Source organism: Candidatus Pelagibacter sp. HIMB1542 (assembly GCF_052047835.1).
Taxonomy (GTDB): domain Bacteria; phylum Pseudomonadota; class Alphaproteobacteria; order Pelagibacterales; family Pelagibacteraceae; genus Pelagibacter.
Genome location: NZ_JBNAJB010000001.1, coordinates 213317 through 238710 on the forward strand (window position 1 = coordinate 213317; position 25394 = coordinate 238710).

Annotated in this window: 31 protein-coding genes; 20 read left to right on the forward strand and 11 right to left on the reverse strand. The window is 30.9% G+C overall.

The genetic code is table 11. The features are described 5' to 3' along the window. Nucleotides 1-16: 16 nt before the first annotated feature. The 6 genes from ACTTBI_RS01090 to purE all read right to left on the reverse strand — a co-directional run bounded on the left by ACTTBI_RS01090 (nt 17) and on the right by purE (nt 3684). Nucleotides 17-457, reverse strand: a complete 441-nt coding sequence (locus tag ACTTBI_RS01090; RefSeq protein WP_440634377.1) for a hypothetical protein — start codon at nt 455-457, stop codon at nt 17-19. 3 nt (nt 458-460) lie between these two features. Beyond that, nucleotides 461-1207 carry an aspartate/glutamate racemase family protein gene (locus tag ACTTBI_RS01095; protein WP_440652250.1) on the reverse strand — a complete coding sequence of 249 codons (747 nt, stop codon included), beginning with the start codon at nt 1205-1207 and terminating at the stop codon, nt 461-463. Between the two features lie 137 nt (nt 1208-1344). Next, the gene (locus ACTTBI_RS01100) at nt 1345-1551 is read right to left on the reverse strand and encodes a cold-shock protein (RefSeq protein WP_075506166.1); all 207 of its coding nucleotides are present in this window, start codon (nt 1549-1551) and stop codon (nt 1345-1347) included. Nucleotides 1552-1674: 123 nt separating this feature from the next. Beyond that, a complete protein-coding gene (locus ACTTBI_RS01105) occupies nt 1675-2142 on the reverse strand; it encodes a GNAT family N-acetyltransferase (RefSeq protein WP_440614119.1) in 468 nt (155 codons plus the stop codon). Between the two features lies 1 nt (nt 2143). After that, the gene (locus ACTTBI_RS01110) at nt 2144-3190 is read right to left on the reverse strand and encodes a 5-(carboxyamino)imidazole ribonucleotide synthase (RefSeq protein WP_440614120.1); all 1047 of its coding nucleotides are present in this window, start codon (nt 3188-3190) and stop codon (nt 2144-2146) included. A 2-nt stretch (nt 3191-3192) separates the two neighbouring features. Then, entirely contained in the window at nt 3193-3684 is a 492-nt protein-coding gene (purE, locus tag ACTTBI_RS01115) for a 5-(carboxyamino)imidazole ribonucleotide mutase (protein WP_440652251.1), read from the reverse strand. A 91-nt stretch (nt 3685-3775) separates the two neighbouring features. On the opposite strand from purE, the gene ACTTBI_RS01120 reads away from it, so the two are divergent. Genes ACTTBI_RS01120 through ACTTBI_RS01135 form a run of 4 tightly spaced genes read left to right on the forward strand, consistent with a single transcriptional unit; the run spans nt 3776 to nt 7179 of the window. Beyond that, the gene (locus tag ACTTBI_RS01120; RefSeq protein ID WP_440652252.1) at nt 3776-4741 is read left to right on the forward strand and encodes a membrane dipeptidase; all 966 of its coding nucleotides are present in this window, start codon (nt 3776-3778) and stop codon (nt 4739-4741) included. Nucleotides 4742-4744: 3 nt separating this feature from the next. Then, nucleotides 4745-6406, forward strand: coding sequence for a hypothetical protein (locus tag ACTTBI_RS01125; protein ID WP_440652253.1), 1662 nt, complete (start codon nt 4745-4747; stop codon nt 6404-6406). Between the two features lies 1 nt (nt 6407). Next, complete coding sequence (locus tag ACTTBI_RS01130) at nt 6408-7019, forward strand: DUF3726 domain-containing protein (RefSeq protein WP_440652254.1); 612 nt, start codon at nt 6408-6410, stop codon at nt 7017-7019. Next, nucleotides 7012-7179: a hypothetical protein gene (locus ACTTBI_RS01135; protein WP_440652255.1), complete on the forward strand. Its 168-nt coding sequence runs from the start codon at nt 7012-7014 to the stop codon at nt 7177-7179. The genes ACTTBI_RS01130 and ACTTBI_RS01135 overlap by 8 nt, the downstream gene beginning before the upstream one ends. Here the strand turns inward: ACTTBI_RS01135 and ACTTBI_RS01140 are convergent. The 5 genes from ACTTBI_RS01140 to ACTTBI_RS01160 all read right to left on the reverse strand — a co-directional run bounded on the left by ACTTBI_RS01140 (nt 7176) and on the right by ACTTBI_RS01160 (nt 11964). Next, on the reverse strand, nt 7176-7721 hold the full coding sequence (locus ACTTBI_RS01140; RefSeq protein WP_075506159.1) for a hypothetical protein: 546 nt from the start codon (nt 7719-7721) through the stop codon (nt 7176-7178). The genes ACTTBI_RS01135 and ACTTBI_RS01140 overlap by 4 nt on opposite strands. 150 nt (nt 7722-7871) lie before the next feature. Next, nucleotides 7872-9230: an aminomethyl transferase family protein gene (locus tag ACTTBI_RS01145; RefSeq protein WP_440652256.1), complete on the reverse strand. Its 1359-nt coding sequence runs from the start codon at nt 9228-9230 to the stop codon at nt 7872-7874. Continuing rightward, nucleotides 9223-9951: a methylenetetrahydrofolate reductase gene (locus ACTTBI_RS01150; RefSeq protein ID WP_440652257.1), complete on the reverse strand. Its 729-nt coding sequence runs from the start codon at nt 9949-9951 to the stop codon at nt 9223-9225. Before ACTTBI_RS01150 ends, ACTTBI_RS01145 begins: the two co-directional genes overlap by 8 nt. A gap of 57 nt (nt 9952-10008) precedes the next feature. Beyond that, entirely contained in the window at nt 10009-10896 is an 888-nt protein-coding gene (locus ACTTBI_RS01155; protein ID WP_440652258.1) for an ABC transporter permease, read from the reverse strand. 57 nt (nt 10897-10953) lie between these two features. After that, complete coding sequence (locus ACTTBI_RS01160; RefSeq protein ID WP_440647566.1) at nt 10954-11964, reverse strand: glycine betaine ABC transporter substrate-binding protein; 1011 nt, start codon at nt 11962-11964, stop codon at nt 10954-10956. 273 nt (nt 11965-12237) lie between these two features. On the opposite strand from ACTTBI_RS01160, the gene ACTTBI_RS01165 reads away from it, so the two are divergent. The 16 genes from ACTTBI_RS01165 to ACTTBI_RS01240 are packed head-to-tail and all read left to right on the forward strand — an operon-like array spanning nt 12238 to nt 25369. Further along, on the forward strand, nt 12238-13425 hold the full coding sequence (locus tag ACTTBI_RS01165) for an aromatic ring-hydroxylating oxygenase subunit alpha (protein WP_440652259.1): 1188 nt from the start codon (nt 12238-12240) through the stop codon (nt 13423-13425). Nucleotides 13426-13436: 11 nt separating this feature from the next. Then, nucleotides 13437-14477 (forward strand): homocysteine S-methyltransferase family protein, encoded by a 1041-nt coding sequence (locus ACTTBI_RS01170; protein WP_440652260.1) that lies wholly within the window; start codon nt 13437-13439, stop codon nt 14475-14477. Continuing rightward, complete coding sequence (locus ACTTBI_RS01175) at nt 14477-16882, forward strand: GcvT family protein (protein ID WP_440652261.1); 2406 nt, start codon at nt 14477-14479, stop codon at nt 16880-16882. Before ACTTBI_RS01170 ends, ACTTBI_RS01175 begins: the two co-directional genes overlap by 1 nt. Continuing rightward, complete coding sequence (locus tag ACTTBI_RS01180) at nt 16882-17517, forward strand: class I SAM-dependent DNA methyltransferase (RefSeq protein ID WP_440614132.1); 636 nt, start codon at nt 16882-16884, stop codon at nt 17515-17517. Before ACTTBI_RS01175 ends, ACTTBI_RS01180 begins: the two co-directional genes overlap by 1 nt. Then, nucleotides 17514-18749 (forward strand): M24 family metallopeptidase, encoded by a 1236-nt coding sequence (locus tag ACTTBI_RS01185; RefSeq protein WP_440652262.1) that lies wholly within the window; start codon nt 17514-17516, stop codon nt 18747-18749. The genes ACTTBI_RS01180 and ACTTBI_RS01185 overlap by 4 nt, the downstream gene beginning before the upstream one ends. Further along, nucleotides 18749-19159 (forward strand): adenylyl-sulfate kinase, encoded by a 411-nt coding sequence (locus tag ACTTBI_RS01190; RefSeq protein ID WP_440652263.1) that lies wholly within the window; start codon nt 18749-18751, stop codon nt 19157-19159. The genes ACTTBI_RS01185 and ACTTBI_RS01190 overlap by 1 nt, the downstream gene beginning before the upstream one ends. Further along, nucleotides 19156-19530: a cytidyltransferase gene (locus ACTTBI_RS01195; protein ID WP_075506148.1), complete on the forward strand. Its 375-nt coding sequence runs from the start codon at nt 19156-19158 to the stop codon at nt 19528-19530. The genes ACTTBI_RS01190 and ACTTBI_RS01195 overlap by 4 nt, the downstream gene beginning before the upstream one ends. A 6-nt stretch (nt 19531-19536) precedes the next feature. Beyond that, nucleotides 19537-20388 (forward strand): HalD/BesD family halogenase, encoded by an 852-nt coding sequence (locus ACTTBI_RS01200; protein WP_440652264.1) that lies wholly within the window; start codon nt 19537-19539, stop codon nt 20386-20388. Further along, entirely contained in the window at nt 20389-21168 is a 780-nt protein-coding gene (locus tag ACTTBI_RS01205) for an enoyl-CoA hydratase (protein WP_440647580.1), read from the forward strand. It abuts the gene before it with no gap. Between the two features lie 2 nt (nt 21169-21170). Beyond that, on the forward strand, nt 21171-21371 hold the full coding sequence (locus ACTTBI_RS01210; protein WP_440652265.1) for a hypothetical protein: 201 nt from the start codon (nt 21171-21173) through the stop codon (nt 21369-21371). A gap of 4 nt (nt 21372-21375) precedes the next feature. Further along, nucleotides 21376-21810, forward strand: coding sequence for a CoA-binding protein (locus ACTTBI_RS01215; RefSeq protein WP_440618200.1), 435 nt, complete (start codon nt 21376-21378; stop codon nt 21808-21810). Between the two features lie 4 nt (nt 21811-21814). Then, nucleotides 21815-22234 (forward strand): YeeE/YedE family protein, encoded by a 420-nt coding sequence (locus ACTTBI_RS01220; protein WP_440652266.1) that lies wholly within the window; start codon nt 21815-21817, stop codon nt 22232-22234. Then, nucleotides 22231-22650, forward strand: coding sequence for a DUF6691 family protein (locus tag ACTTBI_RS01225; RefSeq protein ID WP_440652267.1), 420 nt, complete (start codon nt 22231-22233; stop codon nt 22648-22650). Before ACTTBI_RS01220 ends, ACTTBI_RS01225 begins: the two co-directional genes overlap by 4 nt. A 47-nt stretch (nt 22651-22697) precedes the next feature. Next, a complete protein-coding gene (locus ACTTBI_RS01230; protein ID WP_440652268.1) occupies nt 22698-24308 on the forward strand; it encodes a hypothetical protein in 1611 nt (536 codons plus the stop codon). A gap of 46 nt (nt 24309-24354) precedes the next feature. After that, complete coding sequence (locus tag ACTTBI_RS01235; RefSeq protein WP_440633576.1) at nt 24355-24924, forward strand: NAD(P)H-dependent oxidoreductase; 570 nt, start codon at nt 24355-24357, stop codon at nt 24922-24924. Then, nucleotides 24896-25369: a hypothetical protein gene (locus ACTTBI_RS01240; RefSeq protein ID WP_440634399.1), complete on the forward strand. Its 474-nt coding sequence runs from the start codon at nt 24896-24898 to the stop codon at nt 25367-25369. Before ACTTBI_RS01235 ends, ACTTBI_RS01240 begins: the two co-directional genes overlap by 29 nt. The last annotated feature ends 25 nt before the right edge of the window (nt 25370-25394 follow it).

Consider the following 25394-nt stretch of genomic DNA (forward strand, 5'->3'; position numbering starts at 1 on the left):
GTTATTAATTTTAAATTTAATCAATTAAATTTAATTTAATCAAATTTTTTTGCTTAGTTTCTTTACACCACATTTCGTAACTTTCACAAACTCTCCAAAGATGATTAAAGGCTCTTTGAGATAATTCCAGAGGGAAATGGGTTTTTGTGTAGTATAATTTTGGTATTTTAAGCAAAAATTTAACCATAGAATCCTTTTGAATATCTAAAAGTCTTAATGTTTCTTCATTAATTTTCTTACCAGTAATTTTATCAATAAAATTGTTATCTTTTAATTCTGATATCCAATTTTCATGAAATTCTCCTGAGCTAATAAAATCATAATCTTTTGTTGTCATGAAAATCTCGAATGCTTGGATGTTATTAACTTCAGGATTTTGGTTTTTTATCTCAATAATTTTAGAATATATTAGTTCTGCAACTCTTAAAACGTAGGGCTTATCAATTTTAGATGTCACTGTTTATCTTTTGTGTTTCTGCATTGCAGAGCGTGCAAGAATTAAATTTGGATCTAAAAATATCTTTGAAGATTTAATATTCTTGAATGATTTAAAAGCGAATATTGCAATTGGCAACTCAGTACAACCTAAAATTATTTTTTTACATTTCATTTTTAGCAAATATTTTATAGCTGGTTTGATAGCTTTTTCAGCAGCTCTAACATTGCCCATTTTTACAAACTTGATTGCCTTATTTACTGAATTTTTTTGAAGATTTTCAGACGGATTAACTAATTGATAGGTCTCGTCAAAAAATTTATTATACACTCCAGTTTTTAAAGTACCTTCAGTGGCCAATAAACCAACTTTTGAATTTTTTTTACAGTTCTTTTTTGTAAATTTAAAAACTTCTTTTGGCATATTTATAATTGGAATATTGATTTTTTTTTGTAGATCATCAAACCAATAATGTGCTGTGTTACATGGAATAACAATAAATTTGCATTTATTCTTTTCTAATAACTTACATCCTTCAAGAAGACTTTTTAATACTTTATTATATTTTGTTTTATTAGATTTGTTTGTATTTAGATTTGATAAGTTTTTTGTTTGAGTTCCTATAGACTCTGGTCTTCCAGGAATATTTGATTTATTATACAAAACAAATAAAGGATACTCTTGATCAATTTTACCTCTATTTAGCACTGCAAGCTTATTACAAAAATCAAGACCAGCTTGAGTACCCATTCCACCTAAAATTCCGATCATAAATTTTTTATTATTTTAAATACAACTTATATAATTAAATTTTTTGACTAAAAGTTGTTTTTTATAAGATTTGGTACTGGCTGAATAAAATTGTTTATTAAAAAATAAAATTTTTTCAGCCAATAGGAAGTGTGAAATTATGCAGTTTTTAAGTTAACTGCTGAAGGACCTTTAGGACCATCTTCAACATCGAAAGTCAAAGCTTGACCCTCATCTAAACCGTTCATACCAGCATCTCTTACTGCTGAAACATGTACAAACACATCTTTTTCTTTATCTTCTCTTTCAATAAAACCAAAACCTTTGGTTGGATTGAACCATTTTACTTTACCTGTTAGACTCATATTATTTCTTCTTACTTTTTGTTATATTAATTATTACTTAAAATTTATAATTAAGTAATCTTGGCTTTTTTTAGATTTTAATGGGTTTTGTCAACAAAATAGAGAAATTATTCGATCTTATTGTCAATCTGTAGCAATCAATTTAGTCAAATAAACAGAATTAACATCTTCTTTATAATGAGCAAAAGGTTCACAAGGCTCAAAACCACAAGATTTAAAGAGTTTTCTTGCAGGAATAAAAAAATTTCCAGCACCTGTTTCAATACTTAATCTTTTAATATCTAATTTTTTTGCCTCACTTATTAGATGATTAATAACAATAACACCGTGTCCTTTTTTTCTAAAATTGTCATGAATTCTAATTGATTTAAATTCTCCGTGACCCTCATCTAAAAATTTTAATGCACCACATCCCATTAATTGATCGTTGTTATATAAACTCCAGAATTTAATCGATGGAACTTTAAGACCAGGGATGTCTAAAACATGAGCACTTCCCTCTGGTGAGGCAGCTCTAAGTTCAACAAAATGCTTAGTTAAAAGCTTGTGAACTTCTGGATCATCGAAATTTCCTTCAATTGATTTTAACATTTTATTCTAGAATAGTGATGTGACCCATTTTTCTTTTATCTTTAATTTCTTTTTTTAAATAATCAAAAAAGAATTCATTATCTTTAAGTTTTGGAGAATTTCTATAGTGAGATATTTGATCTCCTAATAGATTTATCATTTTTGCATTTGATAATTTTTTTAAAGGTATCTGTTCAAGTCCACAAACAGCTCTGATGTGATTTTCAAATTGACTTACATTAAAAGCATTAATTGTTAAATGCCCAGAATTATGAACCCTTGGAGCAATTTCATTTACATAAAGATTATCATTTCTATCTATAAAAAATTCTACACATAGAGTACCGACATATTTAAGCTCTTCAGCAATAAGAATTGCCCAATCTTTGGATTGATTAAATATTTTTTCATTTATATCTGCAGGTATCTTGGAATGTTTTAAGATCTGATCTTCATGGGTATTTTCGATAGGTTCATAGATTTCATATTTATTATTACTAAACCTAGTTATGATAATTGATATCTCTTTTTTAAGTTTGACCAATTTTTCTAAAATATATCCTCTTGATAAATCCAATTTAAGATTTTTTAATTCTTCTAATGATGAGACAGGGTGTTGCCCTTTACCATCATAACCTAACGTTGTAGTTTTAATTATACCTGGTAAAAAATCTTCAAGGACATCAATATCAGATTGATTTTCAACTGAGACGTATCTAGTTGTTCTTATATTTAATTTATTTACAAAATCTTTTTCTGCTAACCTATGTTGAATTAATCTATTTACTGAAGGTTTTGGTAAAACTGGTTTTAACTTATTGATATCATTTAATGTTTCATATGGAATGTTTTCGAATTCATAAGTTACGATATCAACTTTGTTTACAAATTCATTTATTTTTTCTTTATCATCATATTTTGCACCAATAAATTCATCACAAAAATTTTGAGCTGGTGCTTCCAAATCATCACAAAAAATTATTATCTTTATCCCCAATTTTTTTGCAGCAATTGCAAGCATACTTCCTAATTGGCCACCTCCAATAATCCCAAGAGTAATATTAGACATTTTTATTTTGGAGTTCTTTTAACAGATTTAGTTTGGTTTGATCTCCAACTTTTTAACTTATTTTTGATCGATGAATTATTAATACTCATTATTTCAGCCGCAAGTAATGCAGCGTTAATTGCGCCATCTTCTCCAATTGCTAAAGTACCGACAGGAATTCCTTTTGGCATTTGAGCAATCGAAAGCAAACTATCTAAACCTTTTAATTTTTTACTTTCAATCGGTACACCCAAAACTGGAATTTGAGTTAATGCAGAAATCATTCCTGGCAAATGTGCTGATCCACCAGCTCCAGCAATAATTACCCCTATATTATTTTTTTCTGCTTTTAATGCAAAATCGTACATTCTCTTTGGAGTACGATGAGCAGAAACAATTTTAGTTTCAAACGAGACACCTAATTGTTTAAGAGTTTTTTCAGCTAATTGCATAGTTTTGTAGTCTGATTGACTACCCATAACTATCGAAACTTTTTTATTAGTATTTTTTTTCATGAAAATAGCTTTATTGTTTATTTCAAAATTAATCAAAAATTTCAATAAAATTAATAGTATTTCAATTTAGATTGATTAATCTTATTTCGTTATGAATTTTAAAATCGATAATTTGCAATATTGCAATTGGTCTAGAAAAATTTTTGAAACAAACAGAGCTGCAGGTTTAGATGCAGTTCATGTAACTATAGTTTATCATGAAGATTATGATGAGCTACTAATAGAATTAAATAAATGGGAAAAGATTTTTGAAGCGAATTCTGATCTTATATTTCCAGGGAAAGATTTTAAAGATATTGAAAAAGCAAAGCTTGAAAACAAAACTGCAATATTTTTTGGTTTTCAAAATTGTTCACCAATTGAGGATGACATAGGTTTAGTTGAAAAAGTTCATGAACTTGGGTGTAGATTTATGCAGCTTACTTATAACAATCAATCTCTACTTGCTACTGGTTGCTATGAAAAAATTGATAGTGGAGTAACTAATTTTGGAAGAGAGGCAATAAAAGAAATGAATAGAGTAGGTATTGTTATTGATATGTCTCATTCTGCAGAAAAAAGCACAATGGATGCAATTGAAATTAGCGAAAAACCAATTGCGATTACACACGCAAACCCTTCTTTTTGGCATGCTGCAAAAAGAAATAAGTCTTCAGATTTGCTTAAGGCACTAAGTGATAGTGGAGGAATGTTGGGTTTATCTTTATATCCTCATCACCTGAAAAATAATACTAATTGTACTCTTGATAGTTTTTGTGAAATGGTAGCAAAGACTGCAGAAATTATGGGAGCAAGCAAAATTGGCATAGGTTCAGATCTTTGTCTTGATCAACCAGACAGCGTAGTTGAGTGGATGAGAAATGGTACTTGGACCAAAACTAAAAATTATGGAGAAGGATCAAAAAATAAACCAGGATTTCCAAAACAACCTGATTGGTTTGAAGATGCTAGAGGATTTCCAAATATTGAAAAAGGTCTCAAAAAGATTGGATTTTCTGAGGATGAGACACATGGGATACTAGGAAATAATTGGTACAATTTTTATAAATCAATTTAAGTTATGCAAGTAGAACTAAGAGATCCAAATACTATTATGAAATTATCCCGTTTAGGATCTTTTCATCAATCTAAATTATCTTTTTTAAGAAGTTTTTTGAATGAATTTAAAGACTGGGAATATAAACAAGATTTGTTTAATTTAGATGAAAATGGTTATGGTGAAGCAGTATATTCATTTAAAAAAGATAAAAGAATTTATTCATTAGTTTGTTTTGCAAACTATATTAAAGATGAGGAAAGATCAGACAGAGTTATAGCCACTAAATGGGATGCAGCTTTTACTCTTTATGATGGAGTACCAGGCAAAAAAGATATTGAAAGATTAAAAAATGAAGTTCCCAAACAAGAAGTCGGAAGACTTTCTTATAAAGAACTTACATTATCAAGAGCGAATAAATCTGTACGTTTATTTAATCATGTAACAGAGAGTTTAAGTCAAGGATTGCAACCAGATTTGAATTTATTATCAAAAGTTGGTTATTTATACAGAACTACTGCTGTTTATGGATCGGGTAAATTTGGTTTAGCAGATAGATTTAGAATAAAAAATCGTGAAGAAATTAACGGACCATTTAGATTAGAAATGATGCTAGTTTATCTTGTAAGACAGTTCACTTTTGACCAAGTAAATCATGTTGCTTATCATAAGAACCCAAAAAAAGCAGTCAAACTAGACGAGCAAATCTCTAAAAATCTAGGTATTGGAAATTCTACTGGATTAGGAATGGCCCCCTTTATTGTTAATCATCCAACACTTTTAAATAACTGGATTTTAAGTAGAGAAATAGCTTTAAAAAAAATTAGAGAAATTCAAAATGTAAATAAAAAGGATAGTGAACTTTTTATTGATTGTGTAAAAAAATCACTAACAAACATTACAAGTTGGAACACTGATAGTGAATATCAAAAAAATAAAATTAATAATCTACTAAAAGATGTTCAAAAATTTTTGAAATTCATTGAGAATGATTTTGATTTTACAGGAGAATATCCTTTCAACAGTATTTATAAGTGGCTTGAGAAAGAAACATGTGAAGAATGTATTGAATACATAGTATCCATTATGATGGAACCATATAGTGAAATAACTGAACCTTTAGTAAAAGAAATGAGCTCTGATGAAGAAAAATTTTTTAATATACCAACTCATAGGACTGTTGAAGATTTAAGAAATATAATTGAGAAAAAATATCAAAATATTTTAGAAATAAATTTTGAAAAAAAAGAAAATAATCAAAATTTTTGGTTTATCTCAAAAAATAAAGAAGAGCCAAGATTAGCTGATAGATTTGAAGAACACGGCTCAGAATTAGAGCAACCTTTAGCCATAGCCAGAGACATAAAAAAACTTTACGAAATATTATTGGTTTCTAAAAATAGTCAAACCGTATCTGACTTTTTAATAAAAAACTCTGATTTAAGACATGTTATTAGAAGGGTTTTTATAGTTGAAAAATTTCCTTATTCAGAAATTCAAGATAATACAATTGGTAAAAACATAATGCCTATTGATATGTTGAGATTGAAGCTATCTTTCTTTGGGGCGTTAAAATTTGACCCAAGATCTGACAAGTGGTTAAGAATTTGTATGTTTCAAGGAGCACCATTACCTCATGAATTAAAAAATTATGATGAGCAGTGGGTTTATAAAACTAAAATTTAATATGAAATCATTAAGTGAAATCGAAACCACTGTTAAAAGAGCAACTAAAGCTAGCGGATATTCATGGGGAGTTGCTGAAGAAACAGCAAAGTGCGTAAGACTATTAGAGTCCTTTGGTCTTCCAGGTGTAAAGCATATAAATAAATATTTTTCTGAAAGAAAAGAAAATAGTTTTCAAAATTTAAATCTAATATTAGAAAAAAATCAAACTTCAGTAAAACCTTATTGTCCAATTATTCTTGGAATTAGTTTTTTAGACCAATCAAAATCTTTGGAATTCTTAAAAAAAATTGAACTAAATAATGTTGCTTACCCTTCAATATTTTTAGCTTTTGTAAGCAGAGCATCAGAAATTATTGGTAAAAAAATTCATATAAATCTAGATAAAAAAGAAATTATTTTAAATCTAAATTTAAATATTTATTCTAATATTCCTAATAACGAATTTCCGTCTATTGCAAATCATTTAGAGGTCAGTTTTCTAGAAAATATTGATAACTTTTTGGAGGAAGAGTGGAAGAATTTGTACAAATTATCTGAAGATACTTTTGTTGAAGAGTCTGAGAGTTTAAAACAAGGTGGGGCAGGTGCAGGCCTAACAGATAATGACTGATAATTTTGATGAAATTAAGGATCAAGATAACAGTGAAGATTTAAATAATATTTGTGATGAGTGTAAAGAAGAGGATGAGAGTGTATCTCAAAATTTAATTTTAACTGACTTTAAAATTTGTAAATCGTGTAGAGTTTCTAAAACTATTTTCCCAATCTAGCTAATCTGATTAGTTGGAAGCATGTTCATTCTACTCATTACGAATGTAATTGAAAGAAAAGCTATTATCAAAAAAGATAATAAGACTATACCAAAAGATTTAAAATTAGATTTTAAATTTAAAATTTCTTTTGTTGAAATGATTAAACCTGCAAAAATCCAAAATTGAGTAAGAAAAATTATAGGTATCATTAAATCTGGAGTTACTGCAAAAAATCTTAGTAAACCAGGAGCATGAGCAAAACCAACTGCAGTTAAAACTTTTTTAAATGATACTTTGGTTTGTTTATCTGGAAAAAGTTTAACACCTATCACAAAAATAAAGATCGCCCATATTAACCAAGTAACTATTGCTGTTAGACCAGACATTCCTATTGCTGTTTTAATGACAGTGTTAGCTGCTACTGCACCAGCAACTCCATCTAAAATCATTATCAGTCCCGCAAAATATATGGAAGCTTCACCAAAATTTCTGTTATCAGAATAAAGTGTTTTATCTAATTTTATTGATTTGAAAATTATATTTAAAAATTCACCAAACATTAATTTTTATCTCTTTTATTTTTTTGAGCTTTATATGAAACAATTAATGGAAATACTATTAAAGCAATCGCAATAATAATGCAAATTGCTATTAAAAACCCTTTTGTCATTGAAATTTGGGGGAGTTTAAATAACTCCCCCTAAATAAATTTAGCCTTTTACAACTTCTCTTGTGTTTGCGTTGAAAGACTCTTTGAATGGAATATCCACTACTACAGCATCAACAGGTGTTCCTGGAGTTTCTGAATATTCTGCAGGTAGATGAACTTTATATTTAGTTCCCACTTTTCCTTTTGGAAAACCATTTGCATTTAATGTTCCATCGAACGGAACATATCCCATTGCAATGTTTGTTTTCTTTTCAGGATGCCACCATGGTGACGTTAAAAATCCTACCGGATCTCCACCACTTTCAGGAGAAACTAACCAAAAGTCAGGTGCATAATTATCAATAGGTTTACCACCTAATTCCATACCAACTAGTTGGAGTTTGTATGGTTTTTTACCTGCTTTTAATTCCTCTTTCATTTTTTCTAGTGCAGCCTTACCAACATAATCAGCGGTTTTGTTCCATTCTCCTTTTCCAGACAAAGAAACTTGATAACCTAAATTACATTGGAACGGATTGTGTTGTTGATCCATGTCTTGTCCCCATGAAAGAATTCCTGCTTGAATTCTTCTGTGGTGAGCAGGAGCAATAACCATTAAGCTGTGTTTTTTTCCAGCTTCAAGTACAGCATTCCACATATCCTCAGCATATAAAGTAGAGTTTCTTAGATAAATTTCATAACCAGCTTCTCCTGAGAAACCAGATTGTGAAATCACAACATCTCTTCCACCAACTTTTGCTTCAGCTAATCCGTAGAAAGGCATATTATCGAAATCTACTTGATCTCCACATAAATCTTTCATTAATGCTTTTGATTTAGGACCTTGAATTTGAACTGGGCTCACATCAATTTCTTCAATTTTACAATCAAATCTTCCATCTGCGTTTACACCTTGAAGATATAAACCAATATCAGAGTCTGATAATGAAAACCAAAATTCATCTTCAGAAATTCTTAAAAGAATTGGATCATTCAAAACCCCACCATATGCATTACATAGGATTACATATCTTGCTCTCATTGGTGAAATTTTAGTTGCATCTCTAGTGATCACATAATCAGTAAATTTTTCTGCATCTGGACCTTTAACTCTTATTTGTCTTTCAACAGCAACGTTCCACATTGTTACATGGTTTACGATAGCATCGTATTCAACCATAGCTCCACCATCTTCAGGTTTTACATAACCTCTTGGGTGATAAATACGATTGTATACAGTTGCTCTCCAACAACCTGCCTGCATTGATAAATGCCAATAAGGTGATTTTCTTACCCTTGTTGAAATTAACATTTCAACTTTTGTTGGCCCACTTTGTCTTAAGTTATATGGTACTTCTCTGTCTGATTGATCAACAGAAGCAACATGTTTTAATTTAGTATAGTCAAATTCATTAGACATAACTATTCTCCCTCAACCACTTGTTAGTTTCCTTCAAGCCGCCGAATGTATAAATGTGGAAGTTATCAGTGTGCGATTTAACTTTCCCAATTAAATCATTAGGGTCTTTAGGTTTCAATAAATCTAACGCCTTACTAAAATTAGATTTAAGAAAGTTTAAGGAATTTTTTGCCCCAACAATATTAGCAAATTTAATTAAGCTAGATATTTTTAAGGGCCCAGTGATTCCAACATGCACTGGTACGCTTTGTTTAGAAATAAAATCAATAATAGGCTGAGGATCTAATAACCATTGAGTTACTATATAATCAGCGTAAGGCTTTTTATCTATCATTGCTTTTTCTAAATCTGTGTCGGATATATCAGGACTCCCTTCAGGATGTCCAGCTATTCCTATTTTCATTTTTTCAAAATAACCTGTTTCTAAAAGTTGAAATGAACTATCAAATTTCCCAAGAGGCTCTCTTCCTCCTCCAATAATTAAAGCTTGCTTCACTCCTCCATCTTTGCATCTTGTAACATAATCTTTAAGCTCATTTTCATCATGCATTGACCTTGCTGGAAAATGTGGAACAGGATTAAATCCTTTTTTTACAAGCTCTACCGCTTTATCTGCTGTTTCTTTATAATCTCCTCCTGGAAGCATAGTGATATAGACATCACTTAATGGAGGTAAAGTTTCAAGATCTGTTTTTGGACCAATCTCCAAAGAAAAATTCATATTTCGGATCTTTATTGATTTTGAAATATGAGTCTAGAAAATTCGTTTGCGCTAAAATTACTTCTTAAGCTGACCTCTGTGCTTTTGAATTCTTTGTCCGTACTGCTGAGTAACCCTGTCGAAGATAATTGCTAAGGCTACGATAGCTAAACCATTCATCATTCCTAATGCCAAATATTGGTTAGAAATTGCTTGTAAAATAGGCACTCCAAGACCTTTTACACCTATCATAGATGCAATCACAACCATTGCTAAAGCCATCATAATCGTTTGGTTAATTCCAGCAAAGATTGTTGGAAGCGACAACGGAATTTGAACTGATTTAAGTTTCTGCATTGGAGTTGCTCCAAATGCCTCACTTGCTTCTAAAGTTTCTTTATCTACTTCTCTGATCCCCAGATTTGTTAGTCTTACAATTGGAGGTAAAGCATAAATACAAACTGCTAAAAGCCCTGGAACTTTTCCTATACCGAGCAACATAATAATTGGAATTAAGTAAACAAAACTAGGTATAGTTTGCATCATATCTAATATGGGCAAGATCGCTTTTTCTGCTCTTTGAGATTTAGACATAACAACACCAATTGGAATTCCAACCGCTATGCAAACAAGCGTAGATACAGATATTATGGCTACAGTTGCCATGCAATTTTTCCACATCCCAAAATAACCAATAATTAAAAAGCATACCACTGTACCTATGGTTAATTTTATACTTCTAGATCCAATCCAAGCTAGCAATGCAAATACACCTATTACTATAGGCCAAGGACTATTTATTAATAATTTTTCTAGCCAGATTAAAAAATATAATAAGGGATCAAAAAAACTTTCGATACCTTCTCCATAAGCTCTTGAAAATTCCTTAAAACTAAAGTCGATTCCTTTTTTAAGCTCTCTAAGAGCTACTCTGTCCATTACTGGTATTTTACTAAAGAAATCCATAAATTCTTTTTATTTAAATCGAACCCGTTTTACAACGGGTTCGATAATTTTATTTAATTAAAGTGCTTTTTTTATTTTTGCAGCAGCATCACTTGAAACCCATTTAGACCAAACACCTTCTTGTGTTTTAAGGAATTCAATTGCAGCATCTGCACCTTCAGCTTGGTTTTCTCCCATCCATACCAACATCGAGTTCATAACTGGGCCTGGGTAAGTTCTTTTTTCCAAGTAACTCATACCTTCTGCACCAGCAGTTTTTTTGTAGTTGTCGGTAGCGATAGTAAATACTTCAGATTTTACCCATGAAGATTTTTTAGGAGTACCACATTCTTGTTCAGGTTTTACAAGACAATTATCCCAATTCTCTTTTCCACCCCATTCTCCCATGTCAACTGACTGAAGATTGTATTTTCCTACTAAAGAAGTTGGTGACCAGTAATAACCAAACCAGTTTTCTCCTCTTTCAGCAGCTTTAGCAATTGAACCATCAAGTCCTGCAGCAGAACCAGTTTCAACAATTGCCCAACCTTTTTCCTCCATACCCCAAGCTTTAAAGTGTTGCTTGTTAATTAATTCACAAGCCCAACCTGGAGGACAAATGTGGAAGCCACCTTTTGAAGGATCTTCAGGATGAGGGAATAGATCAGGTCTTTCTAAAATTGCAGCAGCTGTTGTTAGTTCAGGATTTTTTTCTAGAGTAGCAGGTAATACCCACCATCCTTCACCTAAACCAGTGATTGGAGCTGTATTAATGGAATGCATTTTGCCTTCATCAACAGCTTTGTTCAAAGCAACTATTGCAGCGTTAGCCCAAAATTCTGGAGCAACATCTGGCTCACCTTTTTCTTGCATAGACGTAAAAGTAGGCATTGTTGCACCTGGCACCAATTCTACAGAACATCCATAACCTTCTTCTAATATAATTTTATCAACTTCAGCCATAAAGTTTGCTGAGGCCCAGTTCATATTAGCGATAGTAATATTTCCACAAGCAGCATTAGCTACACTTCCAAAAGAAGTAAGACCAAAAACAACGGCTAGGGAAAGAAGTATTCTTTTAATTTTCATTATATCTCCCAATATTTGATTCATTTAGAAATCAAGTTGAACATATTGAGAGAAATATTGCAAATTAAATTCAATTATGAGTTGAAGTCAAATTGTCTTTAACTATGCAATAAATTTAGTTATGGTTTTAACATGAAATTTTCTGCAAATTTTTTTTTCAAAGAGTTTGTTTATATTTTAAATTGCAAAACAGTTTTTCAGCAAATCATTATTAGAGAGTCGTAATTTTTAAACCCTAAATTAATTTTTTAATTAATTAATTAAAGGAGGTTTATGAATTTAAATAAAAAATTATCAGACATCTTAGATCCTAAAAAAATAGAAGTTGTTAAAAATCCTATAGAGAAAGCTCACGGATTACCTAATGAATGCTATTTGAATGACGATTATTTAGAATTTGAAAAAGAAAAAGTTTTTAAAAATAATTGGACGATGGTTGGTGTTGCAAGCTCTGTTCCAAATCCTGGTGATGCAAAGCCTTTTAATCTTTTAGATATTCCAATATTAATAGTTAGAAACAAAGAGAATGAGATAAAAGTTTTTCACAATGTTTGTAGTCACAGAGGTTTCAAATTAGTAGACCAAGAATGTAAATTAAAAAATGTAATAAGATGTCCTTATCATTCATGGTCTTATGATTTTAATGGTAAATTAACTGTTACTCCTCATATAGGAGGACTAGGGAAGTATGATGTAGAAGGGTTTGATAAAAATAATAGCAACTTAAAAGAAATTAAATCAAAAGTTTGGATGGATTTAATTTTTATTAATATTAATTTTAATGCAAAACCATTTGAAGAATTTATTAAACCTTTAGAAGATAGATGGTCTAAATTTATTTCTAAAAAAGATCAGCAATTAATAAGACATGCTTCTGACAATGGTTACTTTAATATGAAAGTAAAAAGTAATTGGAAATTTGCTATTGAGAATTATTGTGAAAGCTATCATTTGCCATGGATACATCCAGAATTAAATAGAGTTTCAAATATTGCAGATCATTATCATATTGAAGATGAAAATTTTAATTTTTCTGGACAAGGAAGTGATAAATATTCACAACAGTTTGATGGAAATATAAAATTTAAATGTTTTCCAAATTGGCCGGCAGAACTTTCTGAAAAGTCAGAATATGTATCATTATATCCAAATGTAATGCTAGGAATTCATATTGACCATTTTTATGCGTTTTGGTTAGAACCAATTTCAAACAATCAAACAAAAGAACACTTTGAATTATATTATATCGGAGATGAAAGTGCTTCGAGTGATGAGTTTAAAGGTATACGAGAAAAAAATTTTGCATTTTGGCGCGAAGTTATGAATGAAGATGTAACTGCAATAGAAGGAATGCAAAAAGGGCGAAGTTCACCGGCTTACAATGGTGGAAATTTTTCGCCTGTAATGGATACGCCTACTTTGATGTTTCACAAATGGGTTGCAACAAATTTAACAAAATGAAAGGATAAATTATGAAAAAAGATTTAATTACAAGGTTAAATGAGGGTCCTATCATGTGTGCAGAAGGATACCTTTTTGCAATGGAAAGAAGAGGTTATCTTTCAGCAGGTCCATTTGTTCCTGAGGTTGTGTTGGAGCATCCTGAAGTAGTAACTCAATTACATAGAGAGTTTATCAGAGCTGGTTCAGATGTAGTTCAGGCATTTACTTATTATGGTCATAGAGAAAAGCTAAGAATAATTGGTAAAGAACATTTGTTAGAACCAATGCAAAAAAATGCTCTTAAAATTGCAAAAGATGCAGCAGCTGAATTTAAAGATTTAGATTTGATGGTTTGCGGAGATGTTGCAAACACAAACGTATTTGATCCTGGTGATGCAAATACTCATAAGCAGTGCCAACAAATGTATGAGGAGCAAGTTGCTTGGGCAAAAGAAGCTGGAGTTGACTTTGTAATTGCCGAAACAATTAGTTGGACTGATGAAATGAAAATTGCATTAAAAGCAATTAAGGATGCTGGACTAATTGCAGTTTGTAATTTTGCAATTCCAAGAGGTGACAAAACTAGAGAAGGACACAGTGCTGAAGACGCATGTAAGATGATGGAAGATCTAGGCGCCGATGTAGTTGGATTAAATTGTTACAGAGGACCAGAGATGACGATGAAACTTTTAAAAAAAGTTAGAGACAAAGTTTCTTGTCATGTATCAGGGCTTCCAGTTCCTTACAGAACTACTGAGGGAGAACCTGGTTTTTTAAATATTACTGATCATGGTTGTGATTGTATTCCTGGTGGGAATGCATTCCCCGTAGCTTTAGATAATTTATTTTGTAACAGATTTGAAATGGCAGAATTTGCAAAAGATTGTGTTCAGAATAAAATAAATTTTATTGGGATTTGTTGTGGTGCTGAAGCTCATCATGTCAGAGAAATGTCTGTTGCAATTGGTAAAAAACCAATTTCAATGAAATACATGCCAGACATGAGTAAACATTTTCATCATGGTACTGATAAATCTTTAAAAAAAGTAAATAAAGAAATTAAATATTAATGGAAAAGCATGCCAAAGTTGTAATCATAGGTGGTGGTGTCGTAGGATGTTCTATTCTTTACCACTTATCAAAATTTGGATTAAAAGATTGTATTTTACTTGAAAGAAATGAACTAACATCAGGTTCTTCGTGGCATGCTGCTGGAAATGTTCATGTAATTTCTTCTGACCCAAATATCTCTCGGATGATGGCTTACACAATTGGTTTATATAAAGAGATTGAAAAAGAGTCTGGTCATTCAACAGGATTTAAACCTAGTGGAGGTTTTTACTTAGCTTCAAACGAGGTATGGGCTGATTATTTAAAGAGAGAAAGATCAAAAGCAAGATACATGGGGCTAGACCAAGAATTTATTTCTTTAGAAGAAGTAAAAAAGAAACATCCGTTAATTGATCCTTCTAGATACTTGTTAGCATTATGGGATCCTATTGATGGTGAAGTTGATCCATCAGGAGTTACTTATGCTTTTGCAAAAGCTGCAAAAGTTCATGGTGGAAAATACTATACCCACACTGTCGTAAAAGACACAAAACAAAAAGAAGATGGAACCTGGGATGTATTTACTGAAAAAGGAAACATTAATGCTGAAATAGTAATTAATGCGGGTGGTTTATGGGCAAGAGAAGTTGGTCAATTAGCAGGATTAAATCTTCCAGTTCAGCCAATGGAACACCACTATTTAATCACTGAACCTATTCCAGAAATTGAAGCTATGGGTGACCAAAGATTGCCTATCGGAACAGATTTTGAAGGAAATATTTATTTTAGACAAGAAGGAAAAGGAATGTTGCTTGGAACTTATGAACCAAAATCTACTCCCTGGAAAGTACAAGGGACACCAATGAATTTTGGTCATGAATTATTGGAACCGAAATTAGATAATATTGAAGATCGATTAGCAATTGGGTTTGAGAGAATGCCAGCATTAGAGCGAGCAGGAATAAAAAATATAGTTAATGGACCATTTACTTTTGGTCCAGATGGAAGTCCATTGATTGGTCCAGTGCCTGGAATGAAAAATTATTGGGTTGCAGTTGGTGTGATGGCTGGATTTTGCCAAGGGGGTGGTGTCGGAAAATGTATTGCTGAATGGATTATTGACGGTGAACCTTCAATTGATGTTTGGGCAATGGATGTTGCAAGATTTGGAGATTATGCATCCCCTCAATATGGAACAATAAAATCTTCAGAAAATTATGAAAGAAGATTTATTATGACATTTCCCAATGAAACTTTACCAAAAGGAAGAAAACAAAAAACTACAGCACTTTATGATCGTTTTGTTAATCAAGGAGCTGTGATGGGAGATAGTTTTGGATTAGAAAATGTTTTGTGGTTTGCAAATAATAAAGAAGATGCTCATGAAGAACCAACTATAAAAAGATCTAGATCGCATGACTATGTTTCAAAAGAAGTTATTAATGTAAGAGAAAACGTTGGTTTGATTGAAGTTGCAAATTTTTCAAAACATGAATTCAAAGGCCCAGATGCGAGAAAATTTTTAGATCATATAATGGCTGGAAGACTTCCCAAACCTGGAAGAATATCTTTATCACCAATGTTATCTTATAGAGGAAAATTGTGTGGAGATTTAACAGTTGCTTGTTTGGACGAAAATGAATTCATGGTATTTGGATCTGGTGCCGCTCAAGAAATGCACAGACGTTGGTTTGAAAGTCATTTAGATAAATTTAATTTAAATTATAAAAATAGATCTGATGAGTTTCATGGATTATCAATTGCAGGACCTAACTCAAGGAAAGTTTTAGAAAAAATTGTAAGAGACGATGTTTCAAATGAAAAATTTAAGTTTAGAGATTCTAGAAGAATGTTTGTTGGAGGAGTTCCTGCATTAGTAAATAGAATTTCATTTACTGGAGAACTTGGCTACGAAATATATGTAGCACCTCATTATCAATTAAAATTATACGAAGAACTAGTTGAAGCTGGAAAAGAATTTAATATTAAACCCTTTGGTGGAAGAGCATTAATGTCGATGAGGCTTGAGAAAAATTGGGGAGCTTGGACATTAGATTATAGACCAGATTTTACTGCTAAAGAAACAGGATTAGATGTTTTTATCAATTGGGATAAGGAATTTATAGGTAAAGAAAATGCACAAAAGGAAAACTCTTCAAACAAACTTATACCTTTAATTGTTGAAACTAATGATATTGATGTAACAAATAATGAAGCTGTTATGAATGGAGATCAAAGTATAGGTTATGTTACTTCAGGTGGTTTTGCACATTTTGTAAACAAGAGTGTTGCCTTTACTTTTGTAGATCAGGATAAATTTAAATCTGAAAATAAAGTGCAAGTAGAGATAAATGGAGATTTATTTAATTGCTCAATTATTAAAGAACCACTTTATGATCCAAGTGGTCAAAAAATGAGAAGTTAATGCCTGATCAAGAAAAAGACGTATCTAAAAATTTAAACATTTATAAGTTGGACAAAACAGAAGACGTGATGAATTATTACGCAGATTGGGCAGAAAATAACAAATATAATAAGGACATGATTGATTGGAATTATACAGGTCCAAAAGAAACAGCTGCAGCTTTTAAAAAACATCAGCAAAATAAAGATGCATTAATACTCGATGCAGGTTGTGGTACAGGGCTAGTTGCGCAAGAATTAGAGAAATTTGGGTTTAATAATTTTCATGGAATAGATTTATCGCAAGATCTTTTAAATTCAGTTCCAAAAAATCTTTACAAAAAATTAAGTAAATTAGATTTAAATAAAGAAATTCCTGAAGCAGATAATACTTATGATAGTGTGTTATGCGTTGGAACCTTCACATTTGGTCATGTCAAAAATAATGCTTTAGATGAGTTTTTAAGAATCACTAAGTCAGGTGGTTATATAGGTTTCACTATAAATGAGGGTATTTTTAAGAAATATAGTTTTGATACTAAAATAGATCAATTTAAACAGAACAAATTGTGGGAAGAAAAAGATTTCTTCAAATCAGATTACATTGCTAGTAAAAATGTAAATGCATGGTTAGGAATTTATAAAGTTACAAAATGAGATTTAGTAGAAAAATAGTTCCAGAATTTAAACCAAAACAGAATTATATTACCAAAAAAAGATTAAGAGAAGATGAAATAGATTTTGATAAACTTAGATCATATCGTTTAGATAGAGTTAGAAAAGAATTAGAAAAAAATAATTTAGAAGCTTGCTTTTTATTTGATCCAGTAAATGTTCGATATGCATTAGACACAGTAAACATGAGTGTTTATAATATGCATAATTTAACTCGATACTGCTTTGTTCCAGTTAATGGTCCAGTAATTCTTTATGAATATTTTAATTGTGAAAAGTTATCTGAGCATCTTCATCTTATAGATGAATTGAGACCAGCTATAACTTGGGATTATTTTAGTAACGGAGATCAATCTGAAGAGCAATTAAAAAAATGGATTAATGAAGTTAAAGATTTATCTAAATCATATTTTAAATCAAAAAAAATTGCCATTGATGTTTTAAACGGTCCTGCAGTTCTTGCGTTAAATAAAGAACAAATTCAAGTGGTTGATGCTAAATTAATTTTAGAACAAGCAAGAGTAATTAAATCATCTGAAGAAATTAAATGTATGAGATCAGCAATAGATGTTGCTGAAATGGGCATTGTTAAAATGAGAGAACAATTAAAACCAGGAATGACAGAAAATGAATTATGGTCAATTCTTCATCAAACAAATATAGAAAATTATGGTGAATGGATTGAGTGTAGATTATTAGCATCAGGAGAAAGAACAAATCCTTGGATGCAAGAATGTGGAAACAAAGTTATTCAAGATGGTGAACTAGTTGCTTTTGACACAGACATGGTAGGACCCTATGGATACTGTGCAGATATTTCTAGAGCATTTGTAGTTGGTAATAAATTTAATGAGGAACAAAAAAAATTATATTCAATGGCTGTTGAACAAATAGATTACAATTCAAGACTAATTAAAGATGGTTTATCTTTTAAAGAATTCACAGATAAATCATGGGGTTTACCTGAAGATTACTACCCAAATAGATACTCTGTAATGGTACATGGAATAGGTCTTTGCGATGAGTGGCCTGCAATTAGATATCCAACAGATGGTGGTGAATGTAGTGGAATGTTTCAAAAAAATATGACGATAACAGTTGAGAGCTATATTGGTAAAGTAGGTGGTAAAGAAGGTGTTAAACTTGAGCAACAATACCTTATAGGTGAAAATGGACTTGAATTAATGTCCCATCATCCTTTAGAAGATATTTAATGAAAATTATTTTGGTTATGGGTTTACCTGGAGCAGGTAAAACAACTTTAGCAAATGAAATGGCACCTTATTTATATGCTAAAAGATTAAATGCTGATGAAGTTAGAAAAGCAGCTGATGATTGGGATTTTTCAGAAGAAGGAAGAGTAAGGCAAGCTAAAAGAATGGCTGAATTTGCTCTAAAATTAAAAGCCGATGGTCATTATGTAATTGCAGATTTTGTTGCTCCTACACCGGAGGCAAGAAGCTTGTTTCCAGCAGATTTTAGAATTTGGGTAGATACAATAAAGAAAAGTAGATTTGAAGATACCAATCAAATGTTTGTTAATCCAAAAAACTTTGACTATCATGTAACAACTCAGGATGCTAAGAAATGGGCACCTTTAATAATTGAGGAGATAAAAAAATGACATATCAATGGGATAATAAAAAACCTACAGCGCAAATGTTGGGAAGATGGCAACCCTTTCATGATGGGCACTATAAACTGTTTAAAGAAATAATTAAAAAAACAGGACAAGTTTGTATCCAAATAAGAGATGTACAAGGTGTGGATGATAATCCATTTGATTTTGAAACTGTAAAAAAAAATATTGAAGAAAGATTAAATCCTGAATTTGAAGGTCAATTTAAAATTATGTTGGTTCCTAATATTACAAATATTTGTTACGGAAGAGGTGTTGGTTACAAAATTGAGGAAATAGTTTTAGATGAAGAAACTCAAAAAATTTCAGCTACTAAAATTAGAGCTCAAATGAGAGAAGAGGGTAAATTAAAATAACCTTTAATGAATGATAGATTAAATACTATTGTCGATTTAAAAAAATATCCTATTCACGATTTAAATTCTCCAATCATTAAAAATTTAGTAAAAAAATGTAAGGAAGAATTAGACCAATATAGTTGTTCAACTATTCCAAATTTTATTTTACCTAAATCTTTAGAGGTAATGAATTCAGAATTAGAAAAACAACTTGATGAAGTTTATATGTCTAAAGAAAGCATCAATGCGTATCTTTATGCTAAAGATGATCCAAGTTTACCTGAAAAACATCCAAAGAGAAATTTTATGGAAAGGTATAATGGATATTTAAATTCAGATTGCTTTCCAAAAAATTCAGAAATGAAATATCTTTATGAAACAGAAGAACTTTTAAAATTTGTTTCTGCATGTTTAGGTATTTCCCCTATTTATAGATGGGCAGACCCTTTGGCTTGTCATGCGTACAATGTTATGAAGCCAGATGGAATTCTTCCTTGGCATTTTGATAGTTGTGAATTCACTTTAAGTTTGATGATACAGAAACCTGAAAAAGGAGGTGTTTTTGAATATTGTCCAAATATTAGAGCACCAGGAAACGAAAATTTTGATGAGGTTAAAAAAGTTTTAGATGGAGATCGATCAAGAGTAAGACAGCTTAAATTAGAACCAGGGGATCTTCAAATTTTTAAAGGAAGATTTACTTTGCATAGAGTAACAAAAGTAGAAGGTCAAAAATCTAGATATATGTGCATTCCTGCTTATGTCTTAGATCCTTATAGAGTAAATACCCCAGAACACTCAAAAGCAATTTATGGTAAAGTTTTACCAATTCATATAGAAAGAAATCAGGCTAGATCCGATGGATTAGCTGATTAAATGACTAGTAATATTAAAATAAAGAGAATTAATTCTGAGATTTCATCAATAATAATTGATGAACCAAAAACATATAATTCTCTTTCATTTAAAAATCTTTCCGATTTATTAAAATCATTAAAAAAATTAGATGCTGATAAAAAAACTAAAGTAATAATCATAGAGGGCGCAGGAAAAGGATTTAGTGCTGGCCATAATCTAAAAGAAGTCAGAAGTCTAAAAAAAAAAGATAAATATCAAAAGTTATTTAATCTTTGCTCTAAGGTTATGTTACAAATTGTTGAAGGAAAAAAACCAGTTATTGCAAAGGTTCATGGGGCAGCTTTTGCAGCAGGCTGTCAGTTAGTTGCAAGTTGTGATCTCGCATATAGCACCAAAGACGCTTTATTCGCTACACCTGGTGTAAATATTGGATTGTTTTGCAGCACACCAATGGTGGCGGTTAGTAGAAAAATTAATCGTAAACCAATGATGGAGATGCTTTTAACAGGAGAACCTATCAAAGCAAATTATGCAAAAGAAATTGGTTTAATAAATGATCATTTTTCTAAATCAAAATTAAACGATGAAGTTTTAAAAGTAGCAAAAAAAATTGGATCGAAATCTAATTTGACCATTAAAATCGGAAAACAGGCTTTTTATAAGCAATTAGAAATGCCTCTAAGAAATGCTTATGCATACACTAGCAAAATGATGACTGTTAATATGATGGCAATGGATGCCAAAGAAGGCATCTCGGCCTTCTTAGAAAAAAGACAACCAAATTGGAAACATAAATAATAATGAAGAATAAAAAAAATATACTCATTATTTTATTTATTATTTTTGGAATGTACTTTGTATTAAATCTTAAAGATTATAATTTTAAAAGAGCAGTAGATGCTTGTATTGCCGGAAGTCAAAAATTATCTGAGACTAAAATTACTGATTTGGAAGAAGCAAGAAAATTCTGCGAGGAACAAATTAAAAAAGAAAACAAATAATAAAATGAGTGACATAAAGAGGATTTTAGAAAATTCTAAGTCTATAGCAATGATTGGTGTCAGTAATGATTTAAAAAAACCCTCAACTATTGTCATGAAATATATGCAAGAGTATGGTTATAAAGTTTATCCAGTTAATCCATCAGCTAAGGGTAAAAAAATTTTAGGTGAAGAAGTGTATGCTTCGATAACAGAGATTAAAGATCCTATAGACATTGTAGATGTTTTTAGACCTTCTAAAGAAGCCTTTGGCATAGCTGAAGATACTGTGAAAATTGGCGCTAAAGTATTATGGCTACAACTTGGAATAAGAGACGAAAATGCTAAGTCACTTGTAGAAAAAAATAATATAGAATACGTAGAAAACAAATGTACTAAAATGGAATATCAAAAATTTTTTTTAAAAGTCAGACAGGCTTTTCCTGTTTTGAGTAATTAATTTTATGAACATAGTAAATTTTACACCAATTCCAGCTTTTACTGGTGGATTGATAATTGGATTAGCGGTGGTGGTATTTTTTTTACTGAATGGCCGTTTAGTGGGAATTAGTGGTATCGCAAGTAATGCGTTAACTGAGAAAGAAAATAAATTTGATAATTTATTATTCTTATTAGGTTTAATTATTGCACCATTTATTTACTTCTTGTTTTCTAATGGAGGAATTAAGATTATTATCTCTAATTCTTACGTGTTGATGATTTCTGCAGGTTTGTTAGTTGGAATTGGAACACGTGTTAGCGGTGGATGCACAAGTGGCCACGGTATAAGTGGTATTGGAAGATTTTCTTTAAGATCAATTATTGCAACAATTACATTTATAATTGTTGGAATATTAACTGTATTTATAAAAAATTTATTATGAACAAATTAGCTTCCCTTCTTTCAGGTATAATATTTGGTATCGGTTTAGTGATATCTGAAATGGTTAATCCAGCAAAAGTATTAGGCTTTTTGGATTTATTTGGAAATTGGGATCCATCTCTTGCATTTGTGATGATGGGAGCTTTGATTGTTTCATCTCCTTTGTTTCACATAATTAAGAAAAAAGAAAAACCATTATTTGCAGAGAAATTTAATTATTCAAATAACAAAACAATTAATAATCAATTAATATTAGGTTCAGCTTTATTTGGTGCTGGATGGGGATTAGGAGGATTATGTCCTGGTCCAGCTATAACTTCTGTTGCTTTATTGAATATTTACTCAATAACTTTTGTTGTTTCAATGTTTGTAGGATTTTACTTAGTTAAATCATTCAATTTAAACTCCTCAAGATAAATTTATAATTTTTCTTAATTGTTTATAATGAGCAGAAATAATTTTTTATGGATAAAGTTTTAAAATTTTTAGACAGCACTTTTTTAGATTTAGGTCGACAATTTAAATGGACTTATTTGCCTCCTTTAATGGTTTACGTTGCGGCTGGTATTTCTGGATTAACTGGAATAGTTGGAACTTTTTTTGTTAAAGACTACTTAAATTTATCTGCAGCATTTTTAGCGGGGCTTGGGTTCTGGGCTGGAATTCCATGGGCATTAAAAATGCCTTTAGGACACTTGGTTGATCTTATATGGGATAGAAAAAATTATATGGTTTACTTTGGCGCTTCTTTAATCGCTTTAAGTTTGCTGATTATGTATGGACTTATAATTCATACAGAGGACATGTCTGAAATTTTCACAGTTGAGACTTGGTTTGTGATTAGCGTAATTTTAGCACCTGTTGGTTATGTAATTCAAGATGTTGTTGCTGATGCTATGACTGTTGAAGCTGTCCCACTAACTGATGAGAGTGGAAATGATTACAGTAAAGATCAAGTTAAAATTATGCATACAACAATGCAAACCCTTAGTCGTTTTGCAATTATTGGAGGCACTGTTTTAGTTGCGTTGGTGAATGTAATTTTATTTAGAGATGTATATAGCCTAGAACAGTCTGCTAAAATTTCTCTATACGGTAAAATTTATTTATATGCGTTAGTTATTCCAGTTGTTTCGATCTTAGGAGTATTTTTAGCAAAATATTTAAGGAATAAGAAAATTCAAAATTTAAAATCTAAAGGACTTGAATTTAAAGAGGAAAGAGGAACTGAGAAAACTAAAATTAATTGGTGGATCCTTGGAGGAAGCTTAATTTTTGTTATTTTCACTTTATCTATTGGATCCTTCAAAGTTCCCTTTGCACAAGAAATTGTTTTCATTGGTTCAGTTATCATAATTTTATTTTTGATGTTTAAGCTGATCAAAGAGTTGCCAGAAAATTTAAGGTTAACAATTGTTGGTACTGCAGTAATTATATTTATATTTAGAGCAATGCCAGGCCCTGGTCCCGGTCTAACGTGGTTTGAAATTGATGAACTTGGTTTTAATGAACAATTTTTTTCAATTTTGTCTTTATTGGCTTCAATTTTAACATTGGCTGGAATTGTTTTATTGAGACCGTTTATGGCTAATAATTCAATTGCAAAAATTATTGTTGTATTAAGTATAGCTGGTGCGATTTTATTTTTACCAAGTGTTGGGATGTATTATGGATTTCATAATTGGACTGCTTCAATAACAGGTGGTGTAGTTGATGCTAAATTTATAGCGATACTTAATACAGCTTTAGAGTCTCCATTGGGTCAGGTATCAATGATTCCTTTATTAGCTTGGATTGCAAAAAATGCTCCTTCACATCTTAAAGCAACTTTTTTTGCAGTATTTGCTTCTTTTACAAATTTAGCTCTTTCAGCAAGTGCTTTAGGAACAAAATATTTAAATCAAATTTTTACAGTTACTAGAGAAGTAAAAGATAAAGTTTCAGGTGAAATTCAAACTACTGCTGATTACTCAGAGCTTGGGATATTGTTAATTGTTGTAACTTTACTTACACTTATTTTGCCTATTTTATTTGTATATATAATTAACAATAGTAAGTACAAAACCTCAGAATAAACAATAATTTTATAGTTTTTTTGGTTTTTTTTGTTAATTAAAAATTATGAAAAAAATTTTCCTAGTTTACGGTCATTATAATGAAAATTCATTTAACGCAGCAATTAAAAATGAATTTATCAAACACTCTGAATTAAAAGGTAACAAAGTAGACGTTGTAGATTTATACAAAGAAAAATTTGATCCTGTATTTGCTGGAGAAGACCCAAGTGCTGAAGTCTTAGATCATCGTAAGAGAATAGAAGAGTGTGATACAATTGTATTAGTTGCACCAATATGGAATTTTAGAATGCCAGCAATTGTTGAAGGATGGATTGATAAAGTGTTGGCACCACCATGGGCATTTAGATTTAAGCAACTAGTTGGAAACTATGGTTATCCAATTGGTAATTTAAGAAAAAAGAAAGCGGTAATTTTTTGCACATATGGTTCACCAAGACTAGCTATCACTACATTTTTTTTAAATTTACCGATTAGAAGACTTAAAAGAGGGGTATTTCATATGTGTGGCATATATAACATTACCTATCGAAGATATTTTGCAGTACCTTTTGTAAGCGACTCAAAAAGACAAGAGTTCTTAGAAGATGTTAGAAAAACTGCGAATAATATTTAGCACTTTATTAATTCTATTATTAACTACTGTTTATTCATATTCAGAGTTGATAAACCCAAGCAAAAATATTACTCCAAAAGAAGTTGTTGAAATTCAACTTAATGGTCTCAAACAAAATGATTTAGAATATAAAGATAGAGGGATAGAGCAAACCTGGACCTTTGCTCACCCGAATAATAAAAGAGTAACAGGTCCCCTAGGTAATTTTAAGCGAATGATCAAAGGAGCCTCCTATAAAATGATGATTAATCATCTAAGCCACACTATTACAGAGCTTGGCAGTAGTGACAAATGGGCCCAATTTGAGGTCATCATTTTAGATAAGGACAAAATTTATCACAAGTTCAATTGGCAGGTTGAAAAATATACAGACGAAGGAGTTTTAAAAGATTGTTGGTTGACCACAATGGTCTCAAGTCCAATTCCACTCGGCAGCTCAATTTGATTATCCACAGATACATTTTTGTTTC